Genomic DNA, 17,317 nt, shown 5'->3' with positions numbered 1-17,317 from the left:
CATCGGTACGCCAACTCCGTGCAACCCATCACCCTATGATTGGCGTCGTAGTGTGATGAAAACCTAAAGAATAATTAGGAATTTCGTCATGAGAAATAATTTTCAGGCACAAACTCGTCTAGACAAAATCTGTATTAAGCGTCTAACTTCTCCAGACTTTGCACAAAAACTAAGTTTTAAATCACGCATCATCCATTGGGTGAAAGGCGGTGCAAAATGAATGCACTCGACCTCAGCCAAGCTGTCTTCATTCAAGACCAACAAATCAAAACCGATAGCCTCAAAGTTGCCGATGCATTTGGTAAAAGGCACACTCATGTTTTACGAGCTATTGAATCCTTAGATTGTCCAAAAGAATTTAACGAGCCCAATTTTGGGCTGGTTGAATATATTGATGCGAAAGGCGAATCTCGTCCTATGTACGAAATGAGCAAAGACGGTTGGATGTTCTTGGTCATGGGCTTTACTGGAGAGAAAGCCGCACAAATCAAAATCGCATTCATCAATGCCTTTAATGCTATGGCAACGCTACTCCAAAACCAACAACTCATCGAGCAGCAGGGCATACAAGTCGGCACAAAAGTACGCCTAAACTCAGGCAGTCCAGAACTTACCGTAAACAAACTCATGACTAATGCAGAAGGCATACTCGACCAAGTCGAAGTCACATGGTTCAGCAACCGACTGCACAAAACCACACTGTCTATACATGCAGTCGTCCCAGTGATCGCACGGAACAATGCAGTCCTGCAACATTTTTGGGAAGCCATCCACCAGTACGGCTTGCACTTACTCAACCATAGCCACAAGCCAAACCACATTGCACTGAACCTGCCGCAAGTCTGCGCAGCCATTCATGGATTGCCAGACAGCAAAGCACTCATACAAGAACTAGCAGCCAGTACCTATCCATACCCGCACTACATACAACACGGTCATGCCGTGCGTAGCGTGATAGATGACAAAACCCATCGCTGCATAGTGTTCAAGCAAGCCGCAGTACAGTTGGGAGGTGCAGCATGATTCCACATCTTAAAGCAGGCAACCCACCAGCAGACTTAGAAGACCTACTGGAAACTGTAGGTGACTCCATAGAAAAGCTAGAGCTTTTCATCTCTGCCATGTCCCGCATGCACTATGACGATGGCATACCAAGTGACGAGTTCAATGCCATCATGTGCAGCCTTCACCTCCAAGTCCACGAGATCCAACAGCAACTCGCAGTAAAACCATAAACAAAACCATCCTACGAATGTGCAGCCACCTGCACATTCAGGATTCACGCGGGCGGTTGACCCCCCACGTCACCTATGGGCTTTTTGTCTCGGAATCACTTTAAAATTTCGGGACAAAAAGTTCTCCCCAACGCCTTATATAGACTGGGCTTGGCATAGAAAAAACAGAGGAAAGGGTAGTTCTGCAAAAATCCCGACAAATCTGCAAAACCCTGCACCCAAGAAAAATTGACCATAAGACAGCAAGGGAAAAGTAGGGCAATTTACGGGTCAAAATGACTTTCCCGAATTCTGTAACCCCGTCCAAAAAACGCTAAATTCACGATTTTATTAATGTATAAACAATAACTTACGCGGTTACTCAAGGTGAGTAACTTAGCGAAACCCCCAACCTTTAAAATTAAGTAAACTATTGATAATAAATAATATATTTTGAAACCGAGGGTTACAGTAAAACACCGTAACTCGTTACAGAATCGTCACGCAATCGTTACAGTATCTCTAAAGGTAATATTTATATTTATTTCAATATATTAAGTACTACTTTTAAAAATCGTTACTCTAGTTACAGCTTTTGAACCATACCCAAAAGTTAAGAATTATTCTAAGATTTGCCTAAAATTGTATTTTAAATGATCAATCATCATTTATGGGACTTTATTTCATTGTCTATATATCGCGAAAATTCCCCAAATTTTCCCCAGCCTGATATAAGCCATTATTTTTGAATAAGATGCGCTGAATTTGACATCGTAGAGGTCTCCAGTTCGAGTCTGGATATGCCTACCAAATATAGCTGTTAATTCAGCAACTTAAAGCCCACTTCAAAAGTGGGCTTTAAGTTTTCGAGGTATGAAATATTTTCCTACTGTTAATAACTTGCCCATTTAAATTTAAAAACGATTACTAACAGTAGTTAAATAAATAACTATTTGGACATCTATTCTTACTTCATCTGGACATTTTTTTCTTTAAAAATAATCAAAAACAACCAATAACATAGGTCAATGAATATGACAGTAATAAGGAAAAATATATCGGTATATATTTTCCACCATTCTTGAGGTATTTCTCCTGAATGTTCTTCTGTAAAACCCCATCCCAGAAAAAGGTTTAATGCCGTAGTAATAATTAAAGAGCTAATACAGATACTTAATAAATTGAGAAAATTATAATGATTTAAAAGAATAGAAAGTATAAAGCTGAAAGGTACTATCAAAATGCAATAAGTTGAATAAAGAACAATGTAACCTACTAAGCCGAGGAAAAGATGAAAAAAGAAAGTTGAATCTAAGCTATATTCAATTTTATATTTCATAAATTTAAAAAAGAAGTGCCAAAAAAGTAATGGTATAGGAGCAAGTAAGAGGCCTTTTACTATTCTTTCTTTTGAATATTTCATGAACTTAATTCTCTTTTTATTCAATAAATATTGCCATTATACTGATTCTCATAAGGAATTTTGATTCATCCATTTAGCATTCTGGCGAATATATGAAATCAAAAGCTGATGATCCATGTAATGAAAGCATCAGCTTTGGTATGACTAACGATAGCTAATCCGCTCAGGTTTTAGCGCTTCATGTCCTTCTAAATAGTGGTCGGTCATCTTCACATTTGCGTGTCCCGCCAGTGCTTGAGCATACTTCTTCCCATACTTCTGTGTAATGTTATAAATACCCAAAGCACGTAAGTCATGCAGCGATGGTCGTTGGTTGGGTTCCAAATGATCATACGCACCAGACAAGTCCCGATACTTTTTAAACTGCTTGGTAATGTGATCTTCCGTTACTGCAAACGGATGCAGTTTCGCATTACGGATTTGCTCGTTAAAGTGCTCTGGTCGAGTTGCAATGAGGTAAGGGCAGCGCAGCTTCATAGAATGCTCTATACACAGCAACACAACTTCTTATAGCTCAGGTCTATGAGTCACCCCTATAAGAGTAATACTAACTTTCCAATAACCATAATTTTATCGAGTCAACTATCTATATATACAAATCCAATTCAGCTACTCAGCAATCTTGGCATTTCTAATCTTATCAACATTCTTATTCATTAATTGTCTGACTATATTTTTGAACATTATTCCTTGAATAAAACCAAGTTGTTGCTGATGCTGACTATAAAAAACATCTGGGCTATCAAATAGTCCAAAATCTTGATTAATTCCTTTATCCTGAATATAGGTATTATTTAAATTCCAGTCTATTGGAGGATTATCAAAATTTTCTGTAAAGACCCCAAATCCACAAAAAGTGTTTGAGGTGCTTTTATACATTTTTTGGAGATTTGTTAAGTATAGTTTATCTAGAATTACCCCTTCTAAAATAAACCAGTTCTCATTTACATAAACTTCCACCCAACTATGCAGAATATTTTGTGGAGATAGCTTGTACCAAATGCCATCAATAGCCCCTTTTTGTAAGCTTTTATTGATCGTGAAACCATGTAATCGGGTTGGAACACCGACTGCTCTTAATAAAGCCATTAATAAAGTTGCTTTGGTGTTGCATTGACCATAGCCATCCTCTAAAACAGCTGATGCTGGAATTGAGTCACTTGAATTATAGCCAAATTGAATCTCATCTCTAACAAAGTGATAAATTTGTTTCACTTTTTCAACATTGTCCAATTTAGACCATTCTTTTTCTTGAATTAAATTTTTGATTAATTGATGGTTATAATCTAGTAACGATGTTTCTTTAAGATATTGTTTCATAATTTATATTCTTAATCTGAAGTCAGTGATTGGATTAAAAACTATGGAGTAAGACTAGAGTCAAGATTAAGTTAGAAAATATTTATTGATGATTTAGATATGTTTAAATATGAAGCTATTTAAGACCTAAAAATTTTCAAGGTTCTACACGAGTATACTGAAATTTTTAAGTATTTGTATTGATTGAAATAATCCTGAAATATTTACTATTATCTACCGTTTTTTGTCATTAGGATCTGTTGGTATTTACTGTCCCAAAAATAGCATAAACGTAAAATTCAACTACCAAGCCAAATCTACTTTTCGCTATGCATCAACCAATGCTGACTGGTTAAAGTTGAAATCTATTTCCACAATTTCGGTTTTTATCTCAAACATAATCTAAGAAGTTTTATAGAATTAGAACTGGATATCTATGGTGTGATTTACCCGCATCTTTTGGTCAATCTAACACGATCTTAAACGATTCACTCACTGCTCTAAAGACAATAAGCTATTAAAAATATTTAAATTGTGGTTTAAATTTTCCAGAGATACTGTGGGCATAATAACCACAGATATTTGTCGGATTTATAATAATGTCCTGTATCGTTTAAGAGTTTGAGTTGGTCAGGTATCTCTAACTATAAATTTATAAGTAATGCTCATTTTGCTCAAGTGAACATTTTTGCTGTAGGCAATCAACCTGTTACGGTTAAGGAATTAGAGACATTGATTGCTCAATAAATTATGTAGGCAGATGCAGGAAACTCCACAAATAGACGATCAAGTAATTCAAAAATTAGATTTTTATCAAATAATTCCTATTTCCTTAAACAAAGTGAACTAGAAAAAATTATGGTGTATATTTTACCAATAATTAAAAATTGTACTTTATTATAATGAAAAAGTTACTTCTACCAATGTTTCTATTGATGATCTGTATCTTGGGTTTGAGTGTGTATCACGAATCTGAGATCAGGCAAAAGCAGAAAATTGATCGTTTGGTAAATGAAGCGCACAGTTCACTACAGAAAATTGAAGTGGATGCTCAGTCAAAAAATATTTTGATAAAAAAAGATCAATAGCGGCATGAATTCATTTTTGTAATTAAAGATTTAAATTTACTTACATAGTAATTTTTTGGGCGTAGTCTATGTCGTGCATAAATTCTAGAAACAACGTGAAAATCAATATGTTATAATCCACGCCGAATTTAAAGAAATGTTTATGTTTTTTATTTAAGCTATTGATTTTTATAGTATGAGTTTGAAGGCTGCATAATATATGCAGCTTTTTTCGTTTACTTGATTGAGGATGTTTTTTGTTTCGAAACAATAGCTTCCTTGTTTAGCTTAGAAAAAAGCATCAGATATTTGGCATACCCATTGCTTTAAATTTCGAGAATCAAATGGCAAAAAGTTTAATTTTTGGCCCAATTCGGAATTTTGGCATAATGTTTTTTTACAGGGGCTAGGTCATGACGACTCCTAATCCATCTTCAGAAAATGTACTTGAACGCTTATTTAAACTGAGTGAAAACAAGACGACTTTTCGTACTGAAGTTCTTGCAGGTGTAACCACATTTTTAACGATGTGCTACATCATTATTGTTAACCCAATGATTTTATCCGAAACAGGGATGGATCATGGAGCTGTCTTTGTCGCAACATGTCTCGCTGCAGCGATTGGCTGTTTAGTGATGGGGATTATTGCGAATTATCCAATTGCTTTAGCACCAGGAATGGGCTTGAATGCTTATTTCACTTATTCGGTGTGCATGGGTATGGGGGTACCTTGGCAAACCGCTTTGGCAGCAGTATTTGTTTCGGGTTTAATCTTTATTGCTATTAGCATGTTTAAAATCCGCGAAGCGATTGTGAATGCAATCCCAATGTCGCTTAAGCTTGCAATTGGCGGTGGTATTGGCTTATTCCTAGCACTTATCGCTTTAAAGAACTCAGGCATTATTGTTGATAATCCAGCAACACTTGTTGGCTTGGGTGATCTTAAGCAACCCACAGTACTGTTGACGTTGTTTGGCTTCTTAATGATTGTGGTATTACATCATTTTAAAGTACGTGGTGCGATTATCATCAGTATTTTGACACTTACTGCAATTTCTACCATGATGGGTCTAAGCGAATTCAAAGGTGTTGTAGGGCAAATTCCTTCAATTGCACCAACATTCTTACAGATGGACTTTGAAGGTTTATTTACCGCGAGTTTAGTGGGCGTCATTTTTGTCTTCTTCTTGGTGGACTTATTTGACTCGACAGGTACTTTGGTGGGCGTCGCGCATCGCGCAGGTTTGCTGCAAGATGGTAAATTACCTCGTTTGAAAAAAGCACTCTTTGCAGACTCAACCGCTATTGTTGCGGGTGCTGCATTAGGTACATCATCAACAACGCCATATATTGAATCTTCAGCAGGTGTTGCAGCGGGTGGTCGTACAGGTCTTACTGCAGTTGTAGTTGGTGTTTTATTTATCTTGTGTTTATTCTTAGCACCTTTGGCGCAATCTGTGCCTAGTTTTGCAACAGCTCCTGCATTGTTATTTGTGGGTGTGTTGATGATTCAGGGTATTACTCATATTGAATGGGATGATATTACTGAGGCTGTACCAGCATTCTTAACCATCGTATTTATGCCATTTGCTTATTCTATTGCAGATGGTATCGCGATGGGCTTTATTAGCTATGCGTTAATTAAATTATGTACTGGCAAAGCTTCAACTGTTCCTTATATGGTTTGGATTGTTGCAGTGCTTTGGGCAATTAAATTTGCATTTTTTGGTGGTTAATATCCACACCAATTTTAAGGGTGTAAACTTGTTTACACCCTTTTTTCTTTTTGAGGATAAGGTATGAATCAACTTGAGCTCATCCGTGCTTTGCCAAAAGCGGAATTACATGTCCATATTGAAGGGACTTTTGAGCCTGAACTGATGTTTGCAATTGCACAACGTAATCAGATTGAAATTCCTTACAAGTCAGTCGAAGAAGTCAAACAAGCGTATAATTTTCATAACCTGCAATCTTTCCTCGATATCTATTATGCGGGTGCGAATGTCTTGGTGCATGAGCAGGATTTCTATGATTTGGCTTGGGCATATTTTGAAAAATGTCATGAAGATCGTGTCATGCATACAGAAATGTTCTTTGATCCGCAAACACATACAGATCGTGGTGTAGCTTTTGAAACGGTCATCAATGGGTTACAGCGCGCTTGTGATGATGCTCAAGCAAAATACGGCATTAGTTCACGTTTAATCATGTGTTTCTTACGCCATTTAAGTGAAGAAGCTGCTTTTGAAACATTGGCTCAAGCGATACCATTTAAAGATCAAATTATTGGTGTTGGTCTTGATTCAAGTGAAGTTGGACATCCGCCTTCAAAATTTGAACGTGTTTTTGCGCAAGCGCGTGAAGCAGGTTTCTTGGTGGTTGCTCATGCGGGTGAAGAAGGTCCAGCAGAATACGTGTGGGAAGCTTTAGACTTACTTAAAGTGAACCGCATTGATCATGGTGTACGTTCTGAAGAAGATCCAGCTTTAATGCAACGCTTAATTACTGAAAAAATGCCGTTAACTGTTTGTCCACTCAGTAATTTAAAGTTATGCGTGGTTGATGATATGGCACAGCACAATATCCGTCGTTTATTACAACAGGGCGTGCATGTCACGGTAAATTCAGATGATCCATCTTATTTTGGTGGTTATATGAATGACAATTTTATTGCGATTACTGAAGCATTATCTTTATCAAATGATGAGTTGAAAAAGTTGGCTCAAAATTCCTTTGAAGCATCATTCATTAGCGATGCTGAAAAGCAAAAATGGATTGCAGAAATTCAAAGTTTGTAATTCGTGAAAATATAAAAAACCGCACAAAATGATGCGGTTTTTTTGGATAAAGAATTTATAGGTTTTATTTCGGTTGACGGGTCATGCTCGTGAGCACGCTATCTTTATCAATAAAGTGGTGCTTTAATGCAGCCGCAATATGACCTACAACTAATAAACCTGCAGCCCAAGATAGATAGATGTGTAGTGGTTTTACAATCTCAAGTACATCATAATTCTCTTCAATCAGTGTTGGTAGATTAAAGAGATAAAGGACAGGGGCAGGGTGTCCTGCGCTCCAACTGAATAAACATCCTGTGATTGGTAAGGCAAGTAACATCAGATATAAAGCCAAATGCCCAAGATGCGCCAATACTTTCATTGTTGGCGACATGCTATCAGGTAGTGAGGGAGCTGGATGTGTATAACGCCAAAAAATACGGATCATGACCAAAAAGATAATGGTTGTGGCAATATTTTTATGTAGTGTGATGATGTCACCTTTAAAGCTTCCATCAGTTTCATAGCTTAAAAAGTTTCCACTATAAAAACCAATGATCCAAGCGACAATAAAAATAATTGCCATGATCCAGTGTAAAACCTGCGCGGTACGCGTGTAATAGGGTGTTGTATTTTTCATAAAGTATGAATAAATAGGTTGAATAATTCTGTTGATCTTAATGAAATTTAAAATATAAAAAAACCTAGATTCTGCAACGATGCGTATATTTGTTGCAACGCTGATTTTATTGGCTGAGTTTCTTGTTGGTAAATTGCACAAACAATTGATGAACTGTCAAATCAGGGCTTTATATTTACGGGTGTTACGGCACAATAGCGCTACTTTAAATTGATCATCAAGGTGATATTGTGAAAAAAGGATTAGCCGCATTGGCACCTATTATTTTAGTGCTGACAGCTTGTGTGAGTACGGAAACAGCAACAACCACTGCAACCACAACCCAGCAGGTGGGTATGGCAGCAATCAAAATTGCAATTAATTCAAAATGTGTGACAGAATTAAATAATACCCCTGCTTGGAAAAAGTCTACACAGCTTATGACTGCTGAACAAAAGCAAAATATTCAAACAGATATTTGTGGCTGTGTTAGCGAAAAAGCACCACAAAATGTGACAACTGTAGATTTAGCAACTGCTGCTCTAGATCCTGCGGCACGCGCGACGATAGTGAGCAATGTGGTGACTAAAACCATTCAAAGTTGTGTGAACGAAGCGGTAAATAAATAATTTGAAAAGCTAGGAGTTCCCTAGCTTTTTTTCAATACTTTTTGTGCTTTTTCTTATTTTATTTTATATTGGTCAGAACAATAAATAACCGACACTGATTCACTCCAAATTAAGGTTGAATAATGATGAAAAAAAATAAGCTCTTGATGTGTTTAGCTGGAACATTAATGTTATCTGCATGTACCTCATCACCCTTATCGGGTTCACAATCTGACGGTGTTTCTATTATTCGAATGGCATCGAACCAGAAATGTATGAATGAAATCGAAAATAACCCAACGTGGATTTTAAGTAGTAAGCTTTTATCTGAAGACCAAAAGAAAAAGAAAAAACATGAGGTATGTAACTGTGTAAGTGACAATTCGCCTAAAGTACTCTCTAAAGAACAACTGGCTTTGGCTGTTATAGATCCGAAGGCAAAGGCAACTTATACTGCATTAGCAACCGCAAAAACAACAGCAACGTGTATCCCTGAAATGTTACACTAAGCAGAATTGAAATTAAGTTAAATTTGAGAAATGGCTGGTGATTCAGTCATTTTTTTTGAGAGTAAGACATGCAAGTAGCGGGTGTAGATGAAGCAGGGCGTGGCCCTCTGGTTGGTTCGGTTGTGGCTGCGGCGGTCATTCTTGACCCGAATAATCCGATAGAGGGTCTTAATGATTCCAAGAAACTTACCGAGAAAAAGCGCGAAAAACTGTTTGTAGAGATTCAAGAAAAAGCATTGGCATGGGCAATTGCGGAAGCAAGCCATGAAGAAATTGACCAAATCAATATTTTGCAGGCTTCACTTTTGGCCATGCGTCGTGCGGTAGAAGCATTACAGATACAACCCGGGCATGTTTTGGTCGATGGAAATAAAATTCTGCAAGGCTTGAGTATGAGTTGTGAAGCTGTAGTTGGAGGGGATGCATTACATGCAGAAATTTCTGCGGCCAGTATCTTAGCCAAAGTTACACGTGATCGCGATATGGTGACTTTAGATGCGCAATATCCGCAGTACGGTTTTGCTAAGCATAAAGGCTATCCAACCAAAGCACATTTTGAAGCAATTGCGACACATGGGGTTATTGCGGAACATCGTCGTAGTTATGCTCCAGTAAAAAACGCATTAGCACAATTTGACTAAGCCAGAAAAATTTAAAGCGGCTTAGAAAAGCCGCTTTAGGAGATAACGTTTAATTTTAACGATTAAAGTTATTCTGGGAGTAATTATCTTCTTCAAAAGAAGGCTGATAATCTTGATCGAGATGTTGAAGGTGTTCGTGCATCGCACGTTCATGTTGAATGCGTTGATAAATTTCTTCGCGATGAACTGATACTTCTTTTGGAGCATTTACGCCAATACGAACTTGATTGCCTTTAACGCCAAGTACAGTAACACTGACTTGATCTCCAATCATTAATGTTTCTCCGACACGTCGGGTCAGAATCAGCATGTTTATCTCCTTGCAAAATGCTAAACCTGCATTGATTAAAAAGTTAAAAAAACACAACCTTGGTTATAAAGAAAATTTTAACAGAAGTTATAAAGACAAATAGGTAGATATTTATAGAATTCTGTTGAAATTTACTAAAACGCCTCTGGGCTAATATAACAGAGCCACTATAGAAAAAACTATAGTGGCTCTGTTTTTTTATGGGATTTTAAAGAAATTGTCTTACAAAAGACAATTATCTTTTAAGCGCGTGCGCTTGATTCACCATGTTCGCGGTCTAAGCCAAATGCTGTGTGTAAACAACGAACAGCAAGCTCTAAATAATTTTCTTCAATCAGTACAGAAATTTTAATTTCTGAAGTTGAAATCATTAAAATATTAATGCTTTCATCTGCCAATGCTGTGAACATTTTACTCGCAACACCCGCATGCGAACGCATGCCTACACCAACGATTGAAACTTTAACGATATCATCACGAGTAACAACTTCGCATCCTTCAATGCTGCTCGCTGTTTGCTCTAAAATTGCTTTTGCTTTTGCTAAGTCAGTACGATTTACAGTAAAAGTAAAATCTGTAGTACCGTCTTCTTCTACGTTTTGGATAATCATATCCACTTCGATATTGGCATTGCTGATCGGCGATAAGATTTTAGATGCAATTCCTGGTTCATCAGGAACACCCAAGATAGTGAGTTTTGCTTCGTCGCGGTTAAATGCAATACCTGCAATGATTGGTTGTTCCATATCGTCTTCTGCCTCAGTCGTAATTAGTGTGCCTACGTTTTGTTTGAAATCTTCATCAAATGCACCATCATCATCATTATCAAAGCTTGATAATACGCGCAGTGGAACTTGATATTTACCTGCGAATTCAACAGAGCGAATTTGTAAAACTTTTGAGCCTAAAGATGCCATTTCTAGCATTTCTTCAAAAGAGATACGGTCAACTTTTTTCGCTTTCGGTGCAACGCGTGGGTCAGTAGTATAAACACCATCTACATCGGTATAGATTTGGCATTCATCTGCTTTGAGTGCAGCAGCCAGTGCTACCCCAGAAGTATCTGAGCCACCACGGCCTAAAGTTGTGGTATTACCATTGGCATCAAAGCCTTGGAAACCAGCAACGACAATGACACGACCTGCATCTAAATGCTCAGTCATTACGTCGGTATCAATCGATTCAATACGTGCTTTGGTAAACGCGCTGTCCGTTTTAATACCAACTTGGCGACCCGTGAGTGACTTAGCTTCAACGCCAATTGAATTGAGCGCCATCGCTAACATGGAAATCGTTACCTGTTCACCCGTTGAAACCATTTGGTCAAGTTCGCGTGGGTCAGGGGTGTCCGTAATGGCTTTCGCGAGAGCTAATAAGCGGTTTGTTTCACCACTCATTGCTGATACTACAACCACTACCTTGTGGCCGTGGTCATGCCAGCGCTTCACACGACGAGCAACATTTAAAATGCGCTCGGGGGTACCCATAGAAGTACCGCCATATTTTTGAACGATTAATGCCATAGTTGTTCCATATAAGCCATGACCCTGAAGTGCCAATCAGGGTCAGTTACACAAAAGGTGAAGTTTTATTTTGCTTCAAGCCAAGCAGTTAAATCTGCCATCACTGGTGCAAACTTCTCGTTTAGTGGCGCGCCACCTTGTGCCAAGTCAGGTTTACCACCACCTTTACCACCAAGCTCATTTGCCAAGTGTTTGATGATGTCACCCGCCTTTATAGAAGCAGTAAATTCTTTTGCTACAGATGCAATCAAGCTAACCTTGTCACCCTCTACACCTGCAAGAACGATTACTGCATTTTCTAATTTTGATTTCACACCGTCATGTAGGTTGCGAAGTGCTTTTGCATCCATGCCTTGAACAGTTGTGATTAAAGTTGTGCGACCTGCAAGCGTTTGAACTTGGCTTAAAAGTTCAGCGGCTTGTAAGCTTGCTAATTTCTGATTGAGTTGTTCAATCTGTTTTTGCAATGCGGATGAAGTTTCAACAATCGCTTCAACTTTCTCTACAGTTTGATCTTTCTGTGCTTTTAATAATCCATTGATATGCACAATGTCTGCTTCAGCTTTTTGTACAACGTCTAAAGCTTTAGTACCTGTCACTGCTTCAATACGACGTACACCCGCAGCTACACCACCTTCAGAAGTGATTTTAAATAAGCCGATGTCGCCTGTACGTTTAACATGAATACCACCGCACAGCTCGATTGAGAAGTTCTTCTCTTCAATAATTGAACCCATTGAAAGAACACGAACTTCATCGCCATATTTCTCACCAAACAACATCATCGCGCCTTTGGCTTTTGCAGATTCAATGTCGAGAAGTTCAGTAGTGACAGCGCTGTTTGCAATCACTTCAGCATTGACCAAACGCTCAATTTCTTGAAGTTGTTCAAATGAAACAGGTTGATCGTTGGCAAAGTCAAAACGTAAGATGTCTGATGCAACCAATGAGCCTTTTTGTTGTACGTGCTCACCTAAAATTTGACGTAACGCAGCATGCAAAAGGTGAGTTGCAGAGTGGTTGCGTGCAGTTGCAGCGCGGATGTCTGCTTTGACTGTTGCCTCAACATTTTGAGTAACCTTAATGCTACCTACAGTCACGATCCCTTGGTGTACAAAAGCGCCACCCGATTTCTTGGTGTCTTGGACTTCAAAAATACCTGTGTCATTTTTGAAAATACCTGTGTCACCAATTTGACCGCCACTTTCTGCATAGAACGGGGTTTGGTTTAGTACGATGAGGGCTTCGTCACCTTCAACCACTTCATCAACTTGCTCGCCATCTTTATAAATTGCGATAATTTGACCTTCGCCAACCGTTGCGTCGTAACCGTCAAACTGAGTTTCACCTTCAACTTTTACAACGCTGTTGTAGTCAATAGCGAATTTACCTGCATCACGTGCACGTTGACGTTGTGCTGTCATTTCAACTTCAAAGCCAGCTTCGTCAATGGTTAAATCACGTTCACGTGCAATGTCAGCTGTTAAGTCAGTAGGGAAGCCATAAGTGTCGTAAAGTTTGAAGACCACTTCACCAGGAATTACAGAACCTTTCAGTTGCGCTAATTCACCTTCAAGCAATTTCAAACCTTGCTCTAAAGTTTTTGCAAATTGTTCTTCTTCTTTCAGTAATTGCGCTTCAATACGCGTTTTCTGCGCTTCAAGTTCTGGATATGCAGCACCCATTACTTCAATTAAAGGTTGCAACATTTTGTGGAAGAATGAACCTGTTGCACCCAATTTATTACCATGACGTACTGCACGACGGATAATACGACGCAGTACATAACCACGACCTTCGTTAGAAGGGTTTACACCGTCTGCAATCAAGAAGCAGCAAGAACGTGCATGGTCAGCAACCACTTTAAGTGAAGCAGGGTACTGAACAGGCGTACCTTTTTCAGTGGCTTCAGCTTCAAGCGCAGAGGTATCTAAACCAATAATTTCTGCTGCAGCTTTGAGTAAGTGTTGGAATAAGTCGATTTCGTAGTTTGAATTTACGTGTTGTAAAACAGCAGAAATGCGTTCCAAGCCCATACCTGTATCAACAGAAGGCGCTGGAAGAGGGTGAAGCACGCCATCCGCAGTGCGGTTAAACTGCATGAATACGTTGTTCCAAATTTCAATGAAACGGTCGCCATCTTCTTCAGGTGTGCCCGGTAAGCCACCCCAAATATGGTCGCCATGGTCAAAGAAGATTTCAGAACAAGGACCACAAGGACCTGTATCGCCCATTGCCCAGAAGTTGTCTGATGCGTATTGACCACCTTTGTTGTCGCCAATACGAATAATGCGAGAAGCATCTAAACCAATTTCTTTGTTCCAGATGTCAAATGCTTCGTCGTCAGTGTGGTAAACCGTGGCATAGAGTTTGTCTTTAGGAAGTGCTAACCAAGCTTCACCTGTTAGAAAATCCCATGCAAATTTGATCGCATCACGTTTGAAGTAGTCGCCAAATGAGAAGTTACCTAACATTTCAAAGAAAGTATGGTGACGTGCGGTATAACCGACATTATCTAAGTCGTTATGTTTACCACCTGCGCGGACACATTTTTGTGAAGATACGGCACGGATATAATCACGTTTTTCTAAGCCTAAGAAGCAATCTTTAAATTGGTTCATACCCGCGTTGGTAAACAACAAAGTTGGGTCGTTGGCGGGAACTAGAGAACTCGACGCGACACGTGTATGCCCTTGCGATTCAAAATAGCTTAAAAAAGCTTCGCGAATTTCAGCGGATGTCATAAAACGAGTACTCACAACCAAGTCACTCCATAAATCTTGAATTTGGCTAAATGTATTGTTTATAGGTGGTTTTAGCACATTCTATAAAATACAGGCTTAATTTTTTAAAACGCCAAATTATAACGGAAAAAGCCCCATGCACAATCACTTTACTATGAATTAATGACAAAACTATGGAATTGTAAGTCATCCTTTAGTCTGTATTTATTTTACGTAAATAAAATTTTCTAAATTCAAGTCAATACAGTAGAAGGCACTGTTCAGGTTGAATTTGGCTGAAGTTTTTTCATCAGGACCATCATTTTTTTAATTTTATGCTGGATTTGCAAGAAAACATCTTGGCTAAAGTGCAAAATCCATTAACATACAGGCAGCTTAAATTAAGGTTTCATACAAAGGAAAAGTCATGCAAAAGGTGGCGATTAACGGATTTGGTCGAATTGGTCGTAACGTTTTACGGGCTTGGTTCGAAAATCCTAAAGATTTCCATTTTGAGATTGTGGCAATTAATGATATTGCCGATGTTGAAACCTTAATGCATTTGTTTAAGTACGACACGACGCATGGTCGCTTTAAGGGTAAAGTCGAGCTTGAACATGAAAATGAGCAAATCTATTTGCATATTCATGCGGGGCTTGCCAGCCTAAAAGTTCGAGTTTTGTGTGAGGCTGAACCTGCTCAGTTGCCGTGGCAACAGTTAAATGTCGACGTGGTATTGGAATGTACGGGTTTATTCCGTTCACGTGAAGCAGCCACACGCCATATTCATGCAGGGACAAAGCGTGTGATTATTGGTGCTGCGCCTTTTGATACAGTCGATGCAGCAATTGTTTATGGCGTGAACCATCATGAAGTGAAAGCTTCAGATCAAATTATTTCAAGTGTGTCTTGTACGACGCAAGCATTGGTTCCGTTAGTCAAAATTATTGATGATGCTTTTGGTATTCAAACAGCGCTTATGACTGAAATTCATGCGGTAACCGCTGATCAATCGGTTTTAGATCATGCACATCGAGATTTACGTCGTGCCCGTGCATCTGGGCAAAATATTATTCCAACGACATCTTCGGCATTAGGAGCATTAAAGCAAGTGATGCCGAAAATGGAAAACCGCATTGATGGTTATTCCATTCGTGTTCCAACCATTAATGTTGCTGCAATTGATTTGAGCTTTGTGTCGCAATCGCCAGTTACCGTACACAGACTAAACGAAGTGTTGATTGGTGCAGCAGAAAGTGACTATGCTGAAATCATGCAAGTGACCGATGAAGCGTTAGTCTCTAGTGATTTTAACCATTCACCTTATTCACTGATTGTGGACTTAAGTCAGACCATGGTGGTGGGGCATCAGGCGAAAGTATTTGCTTGGTATGATAATGAATGGGGTTATGCCAACCGTTTACTGGATTTATGTGAATCTTTTGTATAAGTAATCAAGCACCTTATTTCGTTCTGCAAATAAGGTGCTTGAACTGTTATTCTTCTTCAGTCTCGTTCAAAAAGCCTTCTTGAATTTCTTTAGGCATATCTTGATGCCACCAAGTGTAGATTTCAGCTTTGATGTTGAGATCTTCATCTGGATCATTAAATGGTTCATCATCCTCACGAACGAGCTCATCACCTTCAAATTTAAACCAGAATTCCCAAGGGTCATCATCGCCACAACCCCATGCTTGTATATGTAACGTAGGAACTAGGGCTTTTAAGAAAAACAGGATGGCTTCCATAAGGTCATCGCCCTCTGAACCATGGACAAAGTGCAGAATACTAAATCCTGCAAGTCGATAGACTGTTTCTGGCGCAAGGTCATATTCGACTTGATCCACTTGATCGATAAGATCTTGTGCAAGTTCGGCGCCATATTCAGCATTGATTGTGCTAGCCAATTGCAAAAAAGTAACAGGGTTACCTTGATGTTGTTGAAACAAATGATCGAGTTGATCCATGATGGCGCTATCAGGATGGTGATAGTAAAGATTGCTATGTAATTCCATAGTGATGATCTCAATAAACAGTTTTTTCTAAAGTTGAATAATTGTTAGCGAATTGAATATATCGGTTGATGTGTATTTCTGAAACAGAAAACATGTATCAAAATATCATAAACTTGGATTTGGTCGTTTCAGTTGATGCAAATAACAGGCATGATGAGTGAGCGATTGAAAAATATCGAGTTTATCTTTTATTTTTTATAAAAATTAGAGCCATCTTGGCATATTATAAAAGAAAGACATAATGACAATGAGAAACATATGATGATGTTAATCTGGGGATTTATCCTGTTATTGGCAGTTGCAGTTATTTTTCTGGTGTGGTTTCAATTTAAACAGCAAGGTGAGAGCACAGGTGATACGGAGTATCAGCAACATCTGGAGCAGAAGGTGGTACACCTTGAAGAAAATTTAAAGAAAACACTCGAAATTATGCAAGACCTTGCTAAAAAAATGCATGTGCAACAAGAAGTCATTGATAAAACAGTAAAAAGAACGCATCAATTGGAATTGCAAAATGCTGAATTGGTCAGTTTATTAAGCAAGTCAGTTGGGCAAACAGACCGACCATTCTGAGTGGATTACGCCAAAT

General features: G+C 38.6%; 17 protein-coding genes and 1 pseudogene. 11 read left to right on the top strand and 7 right to left on the bottom strand.

Annotated elements, in window-relative coordinates:
- Positions 1-88 precede the first annotated feature (88 nt).
- From E0H87_RS16230 to E0H87_RS01535, 3 genes are read left to right on the top strand one after another with little or no spacing between them, the layout of a single operon-like run.
- Complete coding sequence (locus E0H87_RS16230) at positions 89-220, top strand: hypothetical protein (protein WP_264757379.1); 132 nt, start codon at positions 89-91, stop codon at positions 218-220.
- On the top strand, positions 217-1,023 hold the full coding sequence (locus E0H87_RS01540) for a Rha family transcriptional regulator (RefSeq protein ID WP_131321761.1): 807 nt from the start codon (positions 217-219) through the stop codon (positions 1,021-1,023). Before E0H87_RS16230 ends, E0H87_RS01540 begins: the two co-directional genes overlap by 4 nt.
- Complete coding sequence (locus E0H87_RS01535) at positions 1,020-1,235, top strand: hypothetical protein (protein ID WP_131321759.1); 216 nt, start codon at positions 1,020-1,022, stop codon at positions 1,233-1,235. Before E0H87_RS01540 ends, E0H87_RS01535 begins: the two co-directional genes overlap by 4 nt.
- Before the next feature lie 1,546 nt (positions 1,236-2,781).
- On the opposite strand, the gene E0H87_RS01525 is transcribed toward E0H87_RS01535, so the two are convergent.
- The gene (locus E0H87_RS01525; RefSeq protein ID WP_227547292.1) at positions 2,782-3,114 is read right to left on the bottom strand and encodes an integrase; all 333 of its coding nucleotides are present in this window, start codon (positions 3,112-3,114) and stop codon (positions 2,782-2,784) included.
- Between the two features lie 132 nt (positions 3,115-3,246).
- Positions 3,247-3,957, bottom strand: coding sequence for a transglutaminase-like domain-containing protein (locus E0H87_RS01520; protein WP_131321755.1), 711 nt, complete (start codon positions 3,955-3,957; stop codon positions 3,247-3,249).
- Positions 3,958-4,222: 265 nt separating this feature from the next.
- On the opposite strand from E0H87_RS01520, the pseudogene E0H87_RS16090 reads away from it, so the two are divergent.
- The 3 genes and pseudogenes from E0H87_RS16090 to E0H87_RS01505 all read left to right on the top strand — a co-directional run.
- Positions 4,223-4,486: pseudogene (locus E0H87_RS16090) on the top strand (hypothetical protein); the annotation flags it as partial.
- A 930-nt stretch (positions 4,487-5,416) separates the two neighbouring features.
- Complete coding sequence (locus E0H87_RS01510; protein ID WP_131321753.1) at positions 5,417-6,739, top strand: NCS2 family permease; 1,323 nt, start codon at positions 5,417-5,419, stop codon at positions 6,737-6,739.
- Between the two features lie 63 nt (positions 6,740-6,802).
- Entirely contained in the window at positions 6,803-7,801 is a 999-nt protein-coding gene (locus tag E0H87_RS01505; RefSeq protein WP_131321751.1) for an adenosine deaminase, read from the top strand.
- A 64-nt stretch (positions 7,802-7,865) separates the two neighbouring features.
- Here E0H87_RS01505 and E0H87_RS01500 read toward each other — a convergent pair whose 3' ends face one another.
- A complete protein-coding gene (locus E0H87_RS01500) occupies positions 7,866-8,420 on the bottom strand; it encodes a cytochrome b (RefSeq protein WP_131321749.1) in 555 nt (184 codons plus the stop codon).
- 230 nt (positions 8,421-8,650) lie between these two features.
- Between E0H87_RS01500 and E0H87_RS01495 the strand changes: the two genes are divergently transcribed.
- From E0H87_RS01495 to rnhB, 3 genes are all read left to right on the top strand, one after another.
- Positions 8,651-9,028 (top strand): hypothetical protein, encoded by a 378-nt coding sequence (locus E0H87_RS01495; RefSeq protein ID WP_131321747.1) that lies wholly within the window; start codon positions 8,651-8,653, stop codon positions 9,026-9,028.
- Between the two features lie 122 nt (positions 9,029-9,150).
- On the top strand, positions 9,151-9,516 hold the full coding sequence (locus E0H87_RS01490; protein WP_227547291.1) for a hypothetical protein: 366 nt from the start codon (positions 9,151-9,153) through the stop codon (positions 9,514-9,516).
- 68 nt (positions 9,517-9,584) lie between these two features.
- Positions 9,585-10,157, top strand: a complete 573-nt coding sequence (rnhB, locus tag E0H87_RS01485; protein WP_131321745.1) for a ribonuclease HII — start codon at positions 9,585-9,587, stop codon at positions 10,155-10,157.
- A 55-nt stretch (positions 10,158-10,212) separates the two neighbouring features.
- Here the strand turns inward: rnhB and csrA are convergent, their stop codons facing one another.
- The 3 genes from csrA to alaS all read right to left on the bottom strand — a co-directional run bounded on the left by csrA (position 10,213) and on the right by alaS (position 14,749).
- Complete coding sequence (gene csrA, locus E0H87_RS01480) at positions 10,213-10,467, bottom strand: carbon storage regulator CsrA (RefSeq protein WP_016166582.1); 255 nt, start codon at positions 10,465-10,467, stop codon at positions 10,213-10,215.
- 242 nt (positions 10,468-10,709) lie between these two features.
- Positions 10,710-11,990, bottom strand: coding sequence for an aspartate kinase (locus tag E0H87_RS01475; RefSeq protein ID WP_131321743.1), 1,281 nt, complete (start codon positions 11,988-11,990; stop codon positions 10,710-10,712).
- Between the two features lie 65 nt (positions 11,991-12,055).
- Positions 12,056-14,749 carry an alanine--tRNA ligase gene (gene alaS, locus E0H87_RS01470; RefSeq protein ID WP_171458325.1) on the bottom strand — a complete coding sequence of 898 codons (2,694 nt, stop codon included), beginning with the start codon at positions 14,747-14,749 and terminating at the stop codon, positions 12,056-12,058.
- A gap of 391 nt (positions 14,750-15,140) precedes the next feature.
- On the opposite strand from alaS, the gene E0H87_RS01465 reads away from it, so the two are divergent.
- A complete protein-coding gene (locus tag E0H87_RS01465) occupies positions 15,141-16,163 on the top strand; it encodes a type I glyceraldehyde-3-phosphate dehydrogenase (protein WP_131321741.1) in 1,023 nt (340 codons plus the stop codon).
- A gap of 46 nt (positions 16,164-16,209) precedes the next feature.
- Here E0H87_RS01465 and E0H87_RS01460 read toward each other — a convergent pair whose 3' ends face one another.
- A complete protein-coding gene (locus tag E0H87_RS01460) occupies positions 16,210-16,728 on the bottom strand; it encodes a hypothetical protein (protein ID WP_131321739.1) in 519 nt (172 codons plus the stop codon).
- A gap of 261 nt (positions 16,729-16,989) precedes the next feature.
- On the opposite strand from E0H87_RS01460, the gene E0H87_RS01455 reads away from it, so the two are divergent.
- Positions 16,990-17,301, top strand: a complete 312-nt coding sequence (locus tag E0H87_RS01455; RefSeq protein WP_131322485.1) for a hypothetical protein — start codon at positions 16,990-16,992, stop codon at positions 17,299-17,301.
- Positions 17,302-17,317 lie beyond the last annotated feature (16 nt).

The sequence above is a fragment of the Acinetobacter sp. ANC 4178 genome, from assembly GCF_004331175.1.
GTDB lineage: Bacteria > Pseudomonadota > Gammaproteobacteria > Pseudomonadales > Moraxellaceae > Acinetobacter.
Note: the sequence above shows the minus strand (reverse complement) of the source record. Positions and strands in the feature narration are given on the sequence as shown.